Source organism: Rhodococcus sp. IEGM 1351 (assembly GCF_030056875.1).
GTDB classification, from domain to species: Bacteria; Actinomycetota; Actinomycetes; order Mycobacteriales; family Mycobacteriaceae; genus Rhodococcus_F; species Rhodococcus_F opacus.
In genome coordinates this window covers 110,549-126,677 of the sequence record NZ_JASHKU010000017.1, presented here as the reverse complement: position 1 = coordinate 126,677, position 16,129 = coordinate 110,549, and the positions used below count along the sequence as shown (strand labels likewise).

At 67.8% G+C, this 16,129-nt stretch carries 14 protein-coding genes; 8 read left to right on the top strand and 6 right to left on the bottom strand.

What is annotated here, in order from left to right; all coding sequences use genetic code 11:
• Positions 1-16: 16 nt before the first annotated feature.
• From QM806_RS27165 to QM806_RS27150, 4 genes are read right to left on the bottom strand one after another with little or no spacing between them, the layout of a single operon-like run.
• A complete protein-coding gene (locus tag QM806_RS27165; protein ID WP_283293366.1) occupies positions 17-1,495 on the bottom strand; it encodes an FAD-dependent oxidoreductase in 1,479 nt (492 codons plus the stop codon).
• The gene (locus QM806_RS27160) at positions 1,495-2,676 is read right to left on the bottom strand and encodes a zinc-dependent alcohol dehydrogenase (protein WP_005256795.1); all 1,182 of its coding nucleotides are present in this window, start codon (positions 2,674-2,676) and stop codon (positions 1,495-1,497) included. Before QM806_RS27160 ends, QM806_RS27165 begins: the two co-directional genes overlap by 1 nt.
• Entirely contained in the window at positions 2,673-3,080 is a 408-nt protein-coding gene (locus tag QM806_RS27155) for a ChaB family protein (RefSeq protein WP_054248076.1), read from the bottom strand. Before QM806_RS27155 ends, QM806_RS27160 begins: the two co-directional genes overlap by 4 nt.
• A gap of 58 nt (positions 3,081-3,138) precedes the next feature.
• Entirely contained in the window at positions 3,139-3,633 is a 495-nt protein-coding gene (locus QM806_RS27150) for a CinA family protein (RefSeq protein ID WP_005256797.1), read from the bottom strand.
• A gap of 175 nt (positions 3,634-3,808) precedes the next feature.
• Here QM806_RS27150 and QM806_RS27145 point away from each other — a divergent pair, with 175 nt between their 5' ends.
• Both QM806_RS27145 and QM806_RS27140 read left to right on the top strand, forming a co-directional pair.
• Positions 3,809-5,386: an AMP-binding protein gene (locus tag QM806_RS27145; protein WP_005574696.1), complete on the top strand. Its 1,578-nt coding sequence runs from the start codon at positions 3,809-3,811 to the stop codon at positions 5,384-5,386.
• A 111-nt stretch (positions 5,387-5,497) separates the two neighbouring features.
• Entirely contained in the window at positions 5,498-6,664 is a 1,167-nt protein-coding gene (locus QM806_RS27140; protein ID WP_065489904.1) for an FAD-binding oxidoreductase, read from the top strand.
• Positions 6,665-6,674: 10 nt separating this feature from the next.
• On the opposite strand, the gene QM806_RS27135 is transcribed toward QM806_RS27140, so the two are convergent.
• The gene (locus QM806_RS27135) at positions 6,675-7,427 is read right to left on the bottom strand and encodes an FAD-binding oxidoreductase (RefSeq protein ID WP_007299771.1); all 753 of its coding nucleotides are present in this window, start codon (positions 7,425-7,427) and stop codon (positions 6,675-6,677) included.
• Positions 7,428-7,487: 60 nt separating this feature from the next.
• Positions 7,488-8,708 (bottom strand): globin domain-containing protein, encoded by a 1,221-nt coding sequence (locus tag QM806_RS27130; RefSeq protein ID WP_050998683.1) that lies wholly within the window; start codon positions 8,706-8,708, stop codon positions 7,488-7,490.
• 191 nt (positions 8,709-8,899) lie between these two features.
• Between QM806_RS27130 and QM806_RS27125 the strand changes: the two genes are divergently transcribed.
• The 6 genes from QM806_RS27125 (at position 8,900) to pyrE (ending at position 16,058) form a co-directional block, all read left to right on the top strand.
• On the top strand, positions 8,900-9,934 hold the full coding sequence (locus QM806_RS27125; protein WP_005256809.1) for an alpha/beta hydrolase: 1,035 nt from the start codon (positions 8,900-8,902) through the stop codon (positions 9,932-9,934).
• 168 nt (positions 9,935-10,102) lie between these two features.
• The gene (gene clpB, locus QM806_RS27120) at positions 10,103-12,655 is read left to right on the top strand and encodes an ATP-dependent chaperone ClpB (RefSeq protein WP_283293365.1); all 2,553 of its coding nucleotides are present in this window, start codon (positions 10,103-10,105) and stop codon (positions 12,653-12,655) included.
• Positions 12,656-12,799: 144 nt separating this feature from the next.
• Positions 12,800-13,750, top strand: coding sequence for a DUF5666 domain-containing protein (locus QM806_RS27115; protein ID WP_169693139.1), 951 nt, complete (start codon positions 12,800-12,802; stop codon positions 13,748-13,750).
• A gap of 94 nt (positions 13,751-13,844) precedes the next feature.
• The gene (locus QM806_RS27110) at positions 13,845-14,648 is read left to right on the top strand and encodes a TtfA family protein (RefSeq protein ID WP_168442982.1); all 804 of its coding nucleotides are present in this window, start codon (positions 13,845-13,847) and stop codon (positions 14,646-14,648) included.
• Positions 14,649-14,715: 67 nt separating this feature from the next.
• Entirely contained in the window at positions 14,716-15,507 is a 792-nt protein-coding gene (locus QM806_RS27105; RefSeq protein WP_283293364.1) for an SDR family NAD(P)-dependent oxidoreductase, read from the top strand.
• A gap of 20 nt (positions 15,508-15,527) precedes the next feature.
• Positions 15,528-16,058 (top strand): orotate phosphoribosyltransferase, encoded by a 531-nt coding sequence (gene pyrE, locus QM806_RS27100; protein ID WP_005238397.1) that lies wholly within the window; start codon positions 15,528-15,530, stop codon positions 16,056-16,058.
• The last annotated feature ends 71 nt before the right edge of the window (positions 16,059-16,129 follow it).

Below are 16,129 nucleotides of genomic sequence, written 5' to 3'. Positions count from 1 at the left end.
GCCAATCGGGTGGGAATCAGAGTCGTCGGAGATCGGTGGTTGCGGGGCCCTCGAGAAGTGTTCCGCCGGCAGTGAATCGGGACCCGTGCAGCGGGCAGTCCCACGAAGCCTCCGCATCGTTCCAGCGGAGCACGCCACCGAGGTGCGGGCAGACGGCGCAGACACGCTCGGTGTGACCGTCCGAGGTGTATTCGCCGACGGGCAGCAGTCCCTCTCGCACGATGCGTGCCCGGCCCTGCCCGCGTTGCCGCCCCACGAGCGCGTCACCCCAGCCCGCGACCATCTCCACCGCCACCTCGCCGTTCGCCTTCACCGCCGCCGGAAGGTCGAAAAGCTGCGTCGGCGAATAGCTCTGGAATGCCTCACCCCACCGCATGTGGCCACCCAGAATGCGTCCGGCGAGCACGAGACCGGCGGCGACGCCGTTCGAGAGACCCCACTTGCCGTAGCCCGTGGCGACGAGAATGCCGTCACTGCCGGGAACCAGTGGGCCGACGTAGGGGAGCGCGTTCAGCGAGGAGTAGTCCTGCGCCGACCAGCGGTGGGTCGGCGTCGCCCCGGGAAAGTGACGGCCGGTCCAGGCCAGTAGATCGTCGACCGCTGCCTGCGGCGACGTGCTTCGCCCGACGTCGTGACCGTTGCCGCCGACGACCAGAACACGACCGGCCTCGGCTGGGCGCAGCGACCGGGTGGGCTGATCGGCGGTCAGGTACATGCCCCCGGGTGCACCGCCCGGCACCCGGAACGCCGCCGCATACGATCGTTCCGCCTTCAGCCGGGCGAAGAATCCTCCGCGGTCGAGGATCGGAGTTCCCGTCGCGAGAACCACGCGGCGGGCTTCGATGTCGCCGTCCGGCGTCGACAGGACGTGGAATCGCACCAGCGTCCGGACCGACGTCACACGACGGTGCTCGAACACGTCGCCGCCGTGTGTGATCAGGTCGCGGGCCACCGCATGGAGAACGGGCATCGGGTCCAGGAACGCCTGGTCGTCGAGTGTGACGGCGTCGACGTGGGGCACCGGTATCTCGAGTTCGGGCACGAGTCGCACGGGCAGGCCCGCCGATCGCGCGGCCGTGTACTGGGCGCGCACCGCGTCGACGCCGGACTCGGTCTGCGCGAACGTGAAATCCGGTGCCGTGCCGACGGGAATCTCGCGGTCGTGGCAGTACCGGAGCAGCCACTGCTGGCCTTCCAGGTTTCCCTCGACATACGAGCGCAGGATGTGCGACGCGTGGCGTCGGCCGATCTCGGCGAGCCGGGTACCTTGTAGCACACTGACCTTGCCCGTGGTGTTCCCTGTCGTGACGGCCCCGATGGTTCGCGCTTCGACGACGGCGACGTGCTGTCCCGCACGGGCGAGCAGTAACCCGGTGATCAGCCCGGTCACCCCCGCGCCCACCACCACGGTGTCGTACCGTCCGCGTTCGTCCCACGATCGCCCCGTTACCGCGCCGCGGTGACCGGCGACGTGATCGAGCCAGAGGGAAGACATCACGGCTTCAGGAGAATCTTCACAGCGCCGTCTTCCTTCTTCTGGAAGATCTCGTACGCGTGCGGCGCGTGGTCCAGTGGCAGTTCGTGAGTGGCGAACGTGTCGACACCCAGGGGGTCGGCGTCGGTGAGCAACGGCAGGATGTCCGGCACCCACCGCTTCACGTTGGCTTGCCCCATCCGCAGCTGAATCTGCTTGTCGAACAGGGTGAGCATCGGTATCGGGTCCGCCATTCCTCCGTACACCCCGATGAGCGAGAGGGTGCCGCCGCGCCGCACGATGTCGATGGCCGAGTACAGCGCGTGCAGCCGGTCGATTCCCGCCGTCGACATCAACGGGGCCGCGATGGCATCGGGCAGGTACGACGTGATCTGCTGCAGGAGTTTCGCGCCGGGGGAGCCGTGCGCTTCCATGCCGACGGCGTCGATGACGGAATCGGGTCCGCGGCCGTCGGTCATCTCCCGGATCACGTCGCCGAGTTCGCCCTCGGCGTCGTTCAGGTCGACCGTCTCGATCTGCCGCGCCCGCGCTCGGGCGAGCCGCTCGGGCACGAGATCGACGCCGATGACCCGAAAACCCTTGTGCGTGGCGATGCGTGCCGCCATGTCGCCGATCGGTCCGAGCCCGAGAACGACGACGGAACCGCCGTCGGGTATCTCCGCGTACTCGACGGCCTGCCATGCCGTCGGCAGCACGTCGGACAGATACACGAAGCGCGAATCCGGTGGACCCTCCGGAACCGTGATGTGGGTGTTCTTCACGTGCGGCACCCGAAGATACTCGGCCTGGCCGCCGGGAACGCTCCCGTACAGTTTCGAATAGCCGAACAGCGCCGCGCCCATGCCCTCGTCCCGGATCTGGGTGATCTCGCACTGGGTGAACAGCTTCCGATCGCACATGTGGCAGCTGCCGCAGGATATCTGGAACGGGATGACCACCCGGTCGCCGACCTTCACGTCGGTCACCTCGGACCCCACCTCGCGGACGATGCCCATCGGTTCGTGGCCGAGGATGTCGCCCTCGTTCATGAACGCACCGAGCAGTTCGTACAGGTGCAGGTCGGAGCCGCAGATGTTGGTGGTGGTGATCTCGACGACAGCGTCGGTCTTCTGTTCGATCACCGGGTCGGGAACGGTGTCGACGCTGACCTTCCGTTTGCCCTGCCACGTCACGGCTCTCATCGGGCTCTCCGGTTCGCCTTCTCGATCGCGTCGACGAGTTCGTCCTTGGTCATGGTGGACCGGCCGTGTATGTCGAGTCGCTGCGCGATGTGCATGAGGTGGTCCTTGCTCGCGTTGGCGTCGACGCCCTCTGCCGTCTCACCGGACGCGTTCGGGCCGCCGCTCTTCGCGCGCTCGTCCGAGGGGCCCTTCTCGTCCTTGGCCTCCCAGTGGTCCCCGACCTTCTCGTAGCTGTGTTTGAGGGCGTCGTACGCGACGCGATGCGCCCGTTCCTCGTCCCCGTACTGGTCCATTGCGGAGTCGTACACCTTGGCGAACGTGCGCTGCGCCTTCTCGGACGACTTCTTCAGCGTCCCGGGGAGCTCGCGCTTCTTCGGCTTGCCGCTGTCGGTGGTCTTCGGCACGGAAATCCTCCTCGGGTGTAGAGGTGCCCGCACGGACGATTACCCGACTCTCGGAGATCTATGCGAGAGGGGGAGGAACTCGACCGGGCGCGGAGGTCAGCGCCTGCTCGAGCAGTTCCAGGGCACGGTCGGTCGTTGCGGTCACGACGTCCTGCGGTTCACCGTCGAATCGGTGCATCTCGGTGTCGATGCGGCCGTGGGTGAAGAGTCCGAACCAGACGGTCCCCGGCGGTTGCCCGTCCTGGGGGTCGGGGCCGCCCGCACCGGTCACTGCGACGGCGATGTCGGCTCCGAGCAGTTCCGCGACCGCACTTGCCATCGCGCGGGCACTGGCCTCACTGACGACGGGACCGTCCGGCACCTTCAGCACCCGGTGTTTCACTTCGCTGGAATACGCGACCACGCTGCCCCGGTACCAGTCGGAGGACGCGGGCGCGGCGCCGAGAATGCATGAGATCTGCCCGCCGGTGAGGGATTCCGCCGTGGCGAGGAAGACGTGCGCGCTCTGCGCCGCGGTCGAGATCCGTTCTGCGATTCGGTCCTGCGGACTCATGGACCTCACGATATCGGACGTGTTCCGGCGCGGAGTTGCCGTCGCCACCCGCGAGCCAGGTGGAACAGGTTTCAGTTTTTCCGGTTTCCGGTTAGGGTGTCGGTGACCCAGGACACAGGAAATCCAGGCCGCCGGACCAATGCGCCTCGGCGTCGCGGGAGTAGAAGGATTACAGATGACCGACGAGTTCGCAGATCTGCATCGACCCGCCTTCGCTGCAGACCTCCTCATCACTGCACTGGAACGCAACTCCGACAAGCCGGCGCTCTACCTCGGCGACGTCGTCCTCACCGGCGGTGAGATGCGCGATCAGATCAGTTGCTTTGCGCAGGCACTGGCTTCACTCGGAATCGGTAAAGGCACGAGCACCGCCATGCTGTCCAAGAACAGGCCCGAAGTGCTCATCAGCATGGGCGCCACCATGATCTCCGGATGCCGCGCCAGCGCGCTGAACCCGATGGGCTCGCTCGACGACCATCTGTACATCGTTGGGGACGCCGAGATTCAGACGTTGATCTTCGATCCCACCGCCTTCGAGGAGCGCGCCGCCGAACTGGTGGCGCAGTCGCCGTCGATCGAGAACGTGTTGTCGTTGGGGCCGTCCGAAGTGGGTACCGACATTCTCGCCCTCGCCGAGAACTTCACCCCGCAACGCCTGCGGGCGGCGGACGTGGCCGCCGACGACAACAGCAGCATGGTCTACACCGGCGGCACCACCGGCAAGCCGAAGGGCGTCGTCGGCTCCTACCAGTCCGGCGCGACGCTCAACCAGATTCAGATGGCCGAGTGGCAGTGGCCCGACGAACCGCGTTTCCTCATCTGCACGCCGCTGTCGCACGCCGGCGCCGCCTTCTTCATCCCGACCCTGCTGCGTGGCGGCGCGCTGATCGTGTTGCCCGCGTTCGAGCCCGGTGCCGTCCTCGAGGCGATCGAGAAGCACAAGATCTCGGCCACGATGCTCGTCCCCACCATGATCTACCTGCTGATGGATCACCCCGACCTGCCGAAGCGGGACGTGTCCAGCCTGCAGACCCTTTTCTACGGCGCCTCGGCGATGTCGCCGGCCCGGTTGAAGGAGGGCATCGAGAAGTTCGGCCAGATCTTCTTCCAATTCTACGGCCAGACCGAATGCGGAATGACCATCGCGGTGCTGCGGAAGGAAGAGCACCTGGCGGACGATCCCAGCCGGCTCGCGACGTGCGGGCGTCCCGTGCCCTGGCTGAACGTCGCCCTGCTCGACGACGACCTGAACGAGGTCCCCCAGGGTGAGCTCGGTGAGATCTGCGTCCGCGGCCCGCTGGTCATGAAGGGGTACTGGAAGAAGCCCGCCGAGACCGCCGAGGCCTTCCGCGGGGGATGGCTGCACACAGGCGACGTCGCACGCAAGGACAAAGACGGATTCATGACGATCGTCGACCGAAAGAAGGACATGATCGTCACCGGCGGATTCAACGTGTTCCCCCGGGAGATCGAGGACGTCATCTCGGCGCATCCGGCCGTCGGCTCGGTCGCGGTGGTCGGCGTTCCGGACGAGAAGTGGGGCGAGGCCGTGAAGGCGTGCGTGGTATTGCGGGCCGGGCAGACGGTCGACGCCGCCGAACTCGTCGAACGGGTGCGGGCCGCGAAGGGATCGGTGCACGCCCCCAAATCGATCGACTTCGTCGACACGCTGCCGCTCACCCCGCTCGGCAAACTCGACAAGAAGGCGCTGCGCTCCCGGTACTGGGAAAGTGCAGACCGAGCGGTCGGATAGCACGACCAGGGCGGAAAACAAGGGACCTGGTCTGCGGCGTGGCGCCCGCGCCTATAGTCTGCCCAAGTACTTCGCGGCGAGGCCGCGTTCAGTCGGTGACGAGGATGCGCGGTGGATTCACAGGCAATATCGCTGGTCCGGTCGAGTTTCAAGGCTATCGCGGCGGTGCCGGACGGGCCCCAGACTCTGTCGCGGTCCTTCTATGCCCTGCTGTTCGCGCGGTATCCCGACGCCCGGGACTTCTTCCCCGCGGCCATGGACGTGCAACGCGACCGGTTGATCTCCGCCGTCCAGTACGTGATCGAACGGCTCGAGGAGGAATCCGGGCAGATCCTCGCCTACCTCGCCCAGCTCGGCCGCGACCACCGTAAGTACGGAATCGAGGACGCGCACTACGTCGCCGTCGGCAACTCCCTGATCGCCGCAGTGGAGCAGTTCCCCTCGACCGAGCCGTGGACCGACGAACTCGAGCAGGCCTGGCGCGACGTCCTCTCGGTCGTCGCCGCCACCATGATGGATGCGGCCAACGCCGCAAGCGGCCCGCCGGCGTGGGGCGCGACCGTGATCGAGCACCTCCAGGTCCGCAAGGACGTGTCGATCGTCCGCCTGCAACTCGACGAGCCGATGACCTACACCGCCGGTCAGTACGTGAGCGTGCAGGTGCCGTCGCGTCCCCGGATGTGGCGGTACCTGTCGCCGGCGAACCCCGCCAACGACCAGGGCGTCATCGAGTTCCATGTCCGACGGGTGTCGGGCGGCTGGGTCAGCCCCGCCATCGTCAGCCAGACACTCGTGGGCGAGCGGTGGGTGATCGGGTCCCCGCTCGGCGACCTGGGAGTCCGCTACGACAACGGTCGCGACATCCTCATGATCGGATCGGGGACGGGAATCGCGCCGCTCCGCGCGCAAATCCTGCAGATGTCGCAGCGCGGCCAGGACCGCCGCGTCCACGTCTTCTTCGCCGGGCGGTACCCCTGCGACCTCTACGACCTGGGCACCCTGTGGGCACTCGCGGAGCAGAATCCGTGGCTGACCGTCGTCCCGGTCACCGAGGAGGACGAGGACCCGTGGTGGTACACCGGCCCGAGCAGCGCCGCGTTGCCCGGCATGCACCGCCGGTTGACCGGCAAGGTCGGGCAGGTCGTCGCCGACTTCGGGACGTGGGCCGAGCGCGACATCCAGCTCGTCGGCTCCGAGGCGATGATCAACACCACCAAGTTCCGGCTGCACGCGGCGGGCACTCCGCCGGAGAACATCCGGCACGACCCGTCCTACTGATCCGAACGGCTCAGTACGGGTCGAACTGAATGTTCTCCGTGGGGGTCCCGGTGTCCCGGAGACGGTCGAGGGTGGCGCGGACCATCGCCGCCGAACCGCACACCAGCACCTGGTGCTCGGTGAACGCGCCGTAGGACGTCACGACGTCGGGTAGCGAGCCCTCGATGAGGTCGTCCTCGGTGAACCCCACGTCCACTCTGGTGCGCTCGTACCATTCGTCGGTCCAGTCCGGATTCACGACGTTCTCCACCACCGGAATGACGGTGAGCCACGGCAGATCCTGCAGCAGCAGGTAGAGCATGTCGGACGCATACAGATCGCGCGGAGTCCGATCGCCCGTGAACAGGAACACCCGCGGCGGATTCGGCTTGCGCGACAGGTCCAGCAGGATCGACCGGAACGGGGCCAGGCCGGTGCCGCCGGCGACCATGATGACATCCGGCCCGTCCTCGTCGACGGACATCGTGCCGCGCGGTTCGAGAATCTGCCACTGGTCGCCGGGCGAGGTCCCCGTGACGATGTCACCGCTGACCCAGCCACCGGGCACCGTCCGGACGTGGAATTCAAGCTTGCCGTCCAGTGACGGCGGCAGGGCGGGGGAGAGTCTGCGCAGCAGCCGCGGGTTCTGGGGCACGCTCACGTCCACGTATTGCCCCGGCGCGAACGGGACGTAGTCACCGACGAGGCGGACCACGGCGAGGTCGTGCCGCAGGCGGTGATGTTCGACGACAGTGCTGGTCCAGGTGGTCTGCGTGGCTTGCATGGCGTGATGCTCTCCCGACGGTCGAACCGGATAGCGGATGGGCAGGGACGGGCTGCGCGACTAGATCAGGGGGTCGTGCCGGATCAGTTCGGGCGGTGTACCGCCGCGCTGCAACGCGTACACGGTGGTCTTGATCATCGCCGGAGAACCGGAGATCTGGATCTGCCGGTCCGCCCACGACCCGAACCGGGCGACGACGCGGCCGAGCTGCCCCTGGAGTCGTTGATGCAATCCCGGCGGCGCCTCCGGGGCGGGAATCGTGTGCCACCACGGGTCCTCGTCCTCCTCGGACACGGGAACCACGGTCAGCCACGGATTGCTCAGCGACAGGTGCCACAGAGTCTCGATGTCGTACAGATCGCACGGATACTTGCCGCCCACGAACATGTGGACCCGCGGATTGTTCGACCGCATCGCCATTTCCATCACCTGGGCGCGCAGCGGCGCGATGCCGGTCCCCGAACCGATCATCAGGACGTCCTGCCCGCTGTCGCGGTCGACCTCGAGACCGCCCAGCGGGGAGCTGAGCAGCCAGCGGTCGCCCACTTGCGTCTCGTTCACGATGGCGGGGCTCACCCACCCACCCGACACGCGGCGGACGTGGAACTCGAGCTGGCCGTACGGGTTGGCGGGGATGGCAGCCGACAGGTACCGCCACATCCGGGGTCGCTGCGGGATCTGGACGCTGAGGTACTGGCCCGCACCGTAGGGGATGGGGGAGTCGGTCTCGAGACGGACGATCGCGAGGTCGTCGAGGCGGCGTTCGTGATCGACCACGGTGGCGCCCCACGCGGCGGGCAGGTCGTCGGTGTCCGCGGCGTCGGCCATCGTGTGGAGGAGGAGGTCGAGCAGTTCCGTCCAGGCCGCGGTCAGCGAGGGCGTCCAGATGGCCTGGGTGAAGGAACTCTGCACGGCGACCAGCAGCGCATTGCCCGACGCGAAGTAGTGCCTGCCCTCGACGCCGTACTTGCGGTGGTCGCGGCCGAGCTGGCTGAGGAAACCGAGGACCCGGCCCTCGTCGTCGAGGTTGTCGATGACGAACTGCAGTGCCTGGAACAGGCGGTGACCCTGCTGATCCAGCGCAGGCGGGAAGAGCGCGCGGAATTCGGGGTGTTCGGCGAACAGGGTGGCGTAGAACGTGGTGGTGAGCCGGTTGCGTCCGTGTTCGGTGGACACGATCGACGAAAAGCTGGCGCGCAGACGCGAAATCACGAGCGGATCGAGGCAATCTCGTGTCAAGCCGTCCCCTGCCTCCGTGCCTGCTGATTCGAACACCCGCATTCTAGCCGTCCCGCGGGCGGACCCCGGGTTACGGCAACGGCCGGTTCGGCGTGTGCCCCCGGTATTTCGGTGGGTCGCTATTGAGCTGTGACCACCGGCAAGGCACGATGCATCCAGTTAACAGGCAGTGTTACCGAGGGGGGCCCATGAGAGTTGGCGGTGCGCGGGATCGGGGTCGGTTTCGTCCGGGGATGCCCAGTTCGGCCCGGGTTCGCCGAGCCGCCGCTGTCGTGGCGGCCGTGACGCTGACGGCGATCGGCGGCGGAGGCGTCGTCTCCGCCGAACCCCGGACGACGATCGAGTCGATCTCGGCCGACGAGGCGCCCGACGGTTCGCGGTTGGTCGAGGTCACCACGGTGGGCGAATCGCAGATGAATTTCACCGTCCACTCGACCGCCATGGACAAGGACATCACCGTCCGGGTCATCCGGGCCGCGTCGGAGAAGCGTCCCACCGTCTACATGCTCGGCGGCGTCGAGGGGAACTCCGAGCAGTTCGGCTGGGAGCAGAAGGCGGACGTCGAGAAGTTCTTCTCCGACAAGGACGTCAACGTGGTCATCCCGTTCGGTGGCCAGTCCAGTTACTACGCGGACTGGAAGCAGGACGACCCCGAGCTCGGGCGGAACAAGTGGCAGACGTTCCTGACGAAGGAACTGTCACCCATCGTCGATTCCGCGCTCGAGACGACCGGGAAGAACGCCATCGCCGGGCTGTCCATGTCGGCCACCAGCGTCCTCAACCTCGCGATCTCCAAGCCGGGGCTGTATCAGAGCGTCGGGGCGTACAGCGGGTGCGCGATGACGAGCGACCCGGTGGCGCGGCGGTTCGTCGAGATCACGGTGTCGGACTTCGGCGGCAACCCCGAGAACATGTGGGGTGCGGCCAACGATCCGCTGTGGGCCGCGAACGATCCGTACGTCAACGCGGAGAAGCTCCGGGGGACCACCCTCTACATCTCCAATGGCAGCGGGCTGCCGGGACCGTACGACACCCTCGACGCCCGGACCGTCGGCGGCGACCGTCGCAACCTCGCGACGCAGGTCGTGGTGGGTGGTGTCATCGAGGCCGTCACCAACGACTGCACGATACGGCTGGCGGAGAAACTCCGCGCCCTGGACATTCCGGCCACGGTCGATCTCCGGCCGGTCGGCACACACTCGTGGGGGTACTGGCGCGACGACCTGTCCGCATCCTGGCCGACGATGGCGGCCGCGATCGGGGCCTGACATCTCGCCCCGCGAACCGTCGCGGGGCGAGAGAATGGGTGTAGCGGAAAATTTCCAAAGTTGAGCGGAACAGACTCAACCCTTCGCGCGTTAAGAAGATGACAGCGTCGCCACGTGCCACTCGGCCCCGGGCGGCGGACCGCTCTACAACGCCAGAAGAGGTGAACAGTGGACTCGTTCAATCCGACCACCAAGACCCAGGCCGCGATGACCGCTGCGCTCCAGTCGGCGTCGTCGGCCGGTAATCCCGACATCAGGCCCGCGCATCTGCTCGTGGCCCTGCTCGACCAGACCGACGGCATCGCCGCCCCGCTGCTCAAGGCGATCGGCGTCGATCCCACCGTGGTCCATCGTGAAGCGCAGGATCTCGTCGACCGGCTCCCCAAGACGACGGGCGCCACGACCACACCGCAGCTCGGCCGCGAGGCCCTCGCCGCACTCACCGCAGCACAGCACCTCGCCACCGAACTCGACGACGAGTACGTGTCGACGGAACACCTGATGGTCGGACTCGCCTCGGGTGAGTCGGACGTGACCGGACTGCTGAAGCGGCACGGCGCCACCCCCGAGGCGCTGCGTGACGCGTTCACCACCGTCCGCGGCAGTGCGCGCGTCACCAGCCCGGACCCGGAAGGGACGTACCAGGCGCTCGAGAAGTACTCCACCGATCTCACCGCGGCGGCCCGCAACGGCAAGCTCGACCCGGTGATCGGCCGCGACATCGAGATCCGCCGCGTCGTGCAGGTACTCAGCCGCCGGACCAAGAACAACCCGGTGCTGATCGGTGAGCCCGGCGTCGGCAAGACCGCCATTGTCGAGGGGCTCGCTCAGCGCATCGTTGCAGGCGACGTTCCCGAATCGCTGCGCGGCAAGTCGGTGATCTCCCTCGACCTCGGATCGATGGTCGCGGGCGCCAAGTACCGCGGCGAGTTCGAGGAGCGACTCAAGGCCGTCCTCGACGACATCAAGAACTCGGCCGGTCAGGTCATCACGTTCATCGACGAGCTCCACACCATCGTCGGTGCGGGTGCCACCGGTGAGTCCGCGATGGACGCGGGCAACATGATCAAGCCGATGCTCGCCCGCGGCGAGCTGCGGCTCGTCGGCGCGACCACGCTCGACGAGTACCGCAAGTACATCGAGAAGGACGCGGCCCTCGAACGCCGCTTCCAGCAGGTGCTGGTGGGGGAACCCTCCGTCGAGGACACCGTCGGCATCCTGCGCGGGCTCAAGGAGCGGTACGAGGTGCACCACGGCGTGCGCATCACCGACTCCGCGCTCGTCGCCGCCGCCACGCTCAGCGACCGGTACATCACGTCCCGGTTCCTCCCGGACAAGGCGATCGACCTCGTGGACGAGGCCGCGTCCCGGCTGCGGATGGAGATCGACTCGCGACCCGAGGAGATCGACTCCGTCGAACGCATCGTCCGCCGCCTCGAGATCGAGGAGATGGCGCTGCAGAAGGAATCCGACGCGGCGTCGAAGGACCGGCTCGAGAAGCTGCGTCAGGAACTGGCGGACGAACGGGAGAAGCTCAATCAGCTGACCACCCGCTGGCAGAACGAGAAGCAGGCCATCGACTCCGTGCGCGGGGTCAAGGAACAGCTCGAGACGCTGCGCGGCGAGGAGGAACGCGCCGAACGCGACGGCGACCTCGGCCGGGCCGCGGAGCTGCGGTACGGCCGCATCCCGCAGCTCGAGAAGGAACTCGAGCAGGCGGCCCGCGAGTCCGGTGCCGCCGCCGACGGCGACGTCATGCTCAAGGAGGAAGTGGGTCCCGACGACGTCGCAGACGTGGTCGCAGCATGGACCGGCATCCCCGCCGGCCGCATGATGGAGGGCGAGACCGCCAAGCTGCTGCGGATGGAGTCCGAACTCGGCAAGCGGGTCGTCGGCCAGGAAGCGGCCGTCGTCGCCGTCTCGGATGCGGTTCGCCGCGCCCGCGCCGGAGTCGCCGACCCCAACCGGCCCACCGGGTCGTTCCTGTTCCTCGGACCGACCGGCGTCGGTAAGACGGAGCTCGCGAAGTCCCTCGCGGACTTCCTGTTCGACGACGAGCGCGCCATGGTCCGCATCGACATGTCCGAGTACAGCGAGAAGCATTCGGTGGCCCGGCTCGTCGGCGCCCCGCCCGGATACGTCGGGTACGAGGCGGGCGGCCAGCTCACCGAGGCCGTGCGGCGGCGTCCGTACACGGTCGTGCTGTTCGACGAGGTGGAGAAGGCGCACCCCGACGTGTTCGACATCCTGCTCGCCGTCCTCGACGAAGGCAGGCTGACGGACGGTCAGGGACGCACGGTCGACTTCCGCAACACCATCCTGATCCTCACGTCCAATCTCGGTGCGGGTGGATCACGGGAGCAGGTGATGGATGCGGTCCGGCACGCGTTCAAGCCGGAGTTCATCAACCGGCTCGACGACGTCGTGATCTTCGAGTCGCTCACGGAAGGGCAGCTCGAGTCCATCGTCGACATCCAGCTCACCCAGCTGTCCCGCCGGCTCGCGGCGCGGCGACTGACGCTGGACGTGTCCGAGTCGGCCCGCTTCTGGCTGGCCGTCCGCGGCTACGACCCCATGTACGGGGCCAGGCCGCTGCGCCGGCTGATCCAGCAGGCCATCGGCGACCAGCTCGCGAAGCTGCTCCTCGCCGGTGACGTCAAGGACGGTGACACCGTCCCCGTGAAGGTTTCCGAGACCGGGGACGCGCTCGTCCTCGGCTGACCCCTCGGGTGAGTGGCACGGTGTGCTCCCGCACGCCGTGCCACTCACCTGTGTTTTCACAGCGACGTCTTAAGTTTCGTCGTTACCCTGGACCGTCCGTAGCCGCAGGACACCGGCCGGACGAACCCGAGGGAGGGGCCGATCATGACGAACCCCGACGACCCGCGCACCCCGCAGGAACGCGCGTACGACGGAACGGAGTCGTGGACCACCGACGATTCCGCGTCGAGGGCTGGTGACGAGGACCCCACCCAGGCGTGGTCGCGGCGGGACCAGCCGACCGAGCATCTCGGATCGCCCGAGCAGCGCACCGAGCACATGGGCCCCGCAGGCACACCGACCGAGCAGTTCTACACGTCCGATCCGACCGCGGCGTACGGGCGGAACCAGCCCAATCCGACGCAGGCCTACCCGACCTACGATCCGCGGTACGACCCGCAGGCTCCGCCGCCGAACGCCACACAGGCGTATCCGACGTACGACGCCCAGCAGTACCAGGGCGGGTATCCGACGGGGCAGTACCCGAACGCCCAGTACCCGCCGGGTCAGTACCCGGGCTCGCAGTACCAGGCGCCGGTCGCGGAGAGCCCCGAGGAGAAGAAACCCCGCCGGATCGGCACGTGGATCGCCGCGACCGCGGCCGCGCTGCTGCTGATCGCCGTCATCGGCTTCGGTGTCGCCCTCTTCACATCCGCGCCGAACAATTCCTCGAGCACCACGGCGGCGGGCCCCACCACGTCCCGTCCGCCCGCCACCGCGCCGCCGAAGACGACGACCCCGCCGCCGTCCACCACGTCGGAGTCGCCGCTCGATCAACTCCCCGGCGGAATCGGCGAGGCCATCGGCGCTGCCGGCGCCGCGTTCGGAACGATCAGCGCCAACGACGGCTCCACTCTGACCCTCGACGCCCTCGGCGGTTCCCAGTTGACGGTCCAGACCAACGCGCAGACCAATGTGATCGCACTCGACGGCACCACGGTCGCCGATCTGAAGCCCGGGTTCACCGTGATGGTGCAGGGAACGAAGGTCGAGAACGGCACGATGATGGCCGAGACGATCATCAGCACCGAGCTGCCGAAGCTCGGCGGTAACTGAGACGATGGGTCCGGGCAAAACCGACACGGGGTGTCCGGGTACCGCTTCGCCTCGTAACGGCGTCGACTCGCTAGGCTGATCACCGATGACGGGAATGTGGTTCGTACTGGCGTTGATCGCACTCGCAGGCGCGTGCGCGCTGCTCTATTTCGATCGCTCGCGTCGTGATCAGACGGGTCGTGTGCGGCAGATCTGGGCCAAGGCCCAGGGCTACACGTACGACAACGTCGAAGAGAAGCTGCCCGGCCAGTTCCATCGGGCCGCGCTGGCCAAGCAGGAGTACCTCAGCGCCATCGATGTGGTGAAGGGCGAACGCCGGGGCGAGTCGTTCATTCTGTTCGACCTCGAGGAGACCGCGACCATCGTCGCCGTGCGCCGACGGGTGGGCTCGGACGTCGACATCGACCTGCGCCTCAAGTCGACCCCGCCGCCGAAGGATTCGGATCTCGAACTCCTCGGTGCCATCGGACCGCGAGTCGTGTTCGCCACCGACCTCGAAATCGCCCGCAGGGTCTGCGATCAGCGCATGGTGGCGTTCACCGAGTCGGTGCCGCCGCATGTGAACATGCTGTGGAGCGAAGGCGAGTGGACCCTCGGTTCGCTGCCCATCGGCAGCAGCGGCCGTGAATGGGATTCGGCCATCGAGGCCGTCGCCCGGCTGTCCGGCATCCTGCACGTCCTGCCCCCGGTCACCGAACCGCGCGGACTCGACCGCGGCCACCACGACCCGAGCCGCCCGCGACTACGCGAAGGCGCTCCCGCCGAGGCGCGTCCCGAGCGTCCGACGTCTCCCCGACCGCCGGCTCCCGGCGCTCCCCGGCAGCAGACCTCCGGCGTTCCCCGCCCGCCGGCCCCCGGCGCTCCCCGGCCGCCGGCCCCCGGCGCTCCGCGCCCGTGAGTGCGTGACGAGTCCTGGGACTCGCTAACCGCGCACAGGCGCGCAGCGCCTTGCTACCGTCACCGGTATGTCGACGCCCTCCAGTTCCGCCCGACCCGTTGCTCTCGTCACCGGCCCGACGTCGGGGCTCGGTGCCGGTTTCGCGAGGAAATTCGCGTCTCTCGGTTACGACCTCGTGGTCGCGCGTGACGAAACCCGCTTGCAGGCCCTCGCCGACGAGATGAAGGCGTTGTTCGACACCGAGTCCGAGATCCTGCAGGCCGATCTGGCCACGGCATCCGGGCGCGAGGAAGTGGCGCAGCGCCTCGGGAAGGGTGTCGAGGTGCTGGTCAACAACGCCGGATTCGGCACTTCGGGCGAATTCTGGACGGCGACGCCGGAGCTGTTGCAGTCCCAGCTGGACGTGAACGTCACCGCCGTCATGCAACTGACCCGCGCGGCGTTGCCCACCATGATCGCGTCGGCGAACGGCACCGTCATCAACGTGGCGAGCGTCGCCGGCCTGCTGTCCGGGCGCGGATCGACCTATTCGGCGAGCAAGGCGTATGTCATCTCGTTCTCCGAGGGACTGGCGAACGGGCTGGGCGGCACGGGTGTGCGGATCCAGGCGCTGTGCCCGGGCTTCATCCGCACCGAGTTCCACGAGCGCGCGGGCATCGAGATGAGTTCGATTCCGAAGCCGATGTGGTTGAGCGTCGACCAGGTGGTCGCGGCGTCGCTGTCCGATCTCGAGGACGGCAAGGTCGTGAGCATTCCCGGACTTCAGTACAAGGTACTGACCACGGCCGGTCGCCTCGTCCCGAAGAGTCTGGTCCGGCGGCTGACCAACGTGTTCGGCCGGGGGCGTGCTCGCACGTAGAGGTGGGTAGGGTTTCGGGCATGAGCGATCGCGAGGATCTGGCCGCGTTGGTGCGTGAGCTGGCAGTTGTGCACGGCAAGGTGACGTTGTCTTCGGGCAAGGAAGCCGACTACTACGTGGACCTTCGCCGCGCCACGCTGCATCACGAGGCGGGCCCGCTCATCGGGAAGTTGCTGCGTGAGCTGGTGGCGGACTGGGATTTCGACGCCGTCGGCGGACTGACGATGGGCGCCGACCCGGTGGCGATGGCCGTGATGCACGCCCCGGGCAGGCCGATCGATTCGTTCGTGGTGCGCAAGGCCGCGAAGGCGCACGGCATGCAGCGGCAGATCGAGGGACCGGACGTCGTCGGCAAGCGTGTCCTCGTCGTCGAGGACACCACCACCACGGGCAACTCTCCGCTCACCGCGGTGAAGGCGTTGCGCGACGTCGGGGCGATCGTCGTCGGTGTCGCGACCGTCGTCGACCGCGCGACCGGTGCCGACGAGGTGATCGCGGCCGAGGGTCTCGAGTACCGTTCGCTCCTCGGCCTCCCCGACCTGAACCTCTGACCGCACATGTGAGTGGCGGAGTGGGGGGGGGGGCCCCTCCGCCCGGCCCGGGGGGGGGGGGGTCGGCGGGG

Excerpts from the sequence above, each read along its gene's own strand:
- QM806_RS27165 (WP_283293366.1), bottom strand. The coding sequence starts at position 1,495 with ATGTCTTCCCTCTGGCTCGATCACGTCGCCGGTCACCGCGGCGCGGTA.
- QM806_RS27160 (WP_005256795.1), bottom strand. The coding sequence starts at position 2,676 with ATGAGAGCCGTGACGTGGCAGGGCAAACGGAAGGTCAGCGTCGACACC.
- QM806_RS27150 (WP_005256797.1), bottom strand. The coding sequence starts at position 3,633 with ATGAGTCCGCAGGACCGAATCGCAGAACGGATCTCGACCGCGGCGCAG.
- QM806_RS27145 (WP_005574696.1), top strand. The coding sequence starts at position 3,809 with ATGACCGACGAGTTCGCAGATCTGCATCGACCCGCCTTCGCTGCAGAC.
- QM806_RS27135 (WP_007299771.1), bottom strand. The coding sequence starts at position 7,427 with ATGCAAGCCACGCAGACCACCTGGACCAGCACTGTCGTCGAACATCAC.
- QM806_RS27130 (WP_050998683.1), bottom strand. The coding sequence starts at position 8,708 with ATGCGGGTGTTCGAATCAGCAGGCACGGAGGCAGGGGACGGCTTGACA.
- QM806_RS27125 (WP_005256809.1), top strand. The coding sequence starts at position 8,900 with ATGCCCAGTTCGGCCCGGGTTCGCCGAGCCGCCGCTGTCGTGGCGGCC.
- QM806_RS27115 (WP_169693139.1), top strand. The coding sequence starts at position 12,800 with ATGACGAACCCCGACGACCCGCGCACCCCGCAGGAACGCGCGTACGAC.
- QM806_RS27110 (WP_168442982.1), top strand. The coding sequence starts at position 13,845 with ATGTGGTTCGTACTGGCGTTGATCGCACTCGCAGGCGCGTGCGCGCTG.
- QM806_RS27105 (WP_283293364.1), top strand. The coding sequence starts at position 14,716 with ATGTCGACGCCCTCCAGTTCCGCCCGACCCGTTGCTCTCGTCACCGGC.
- pyrE (WP_005238397.1), top strand. The coding sequence starts at position 15,528 with ATGAGCGATCGCGAGGATCTGGCCGCGTTGGTGCGTGAGCTGGCAGTT.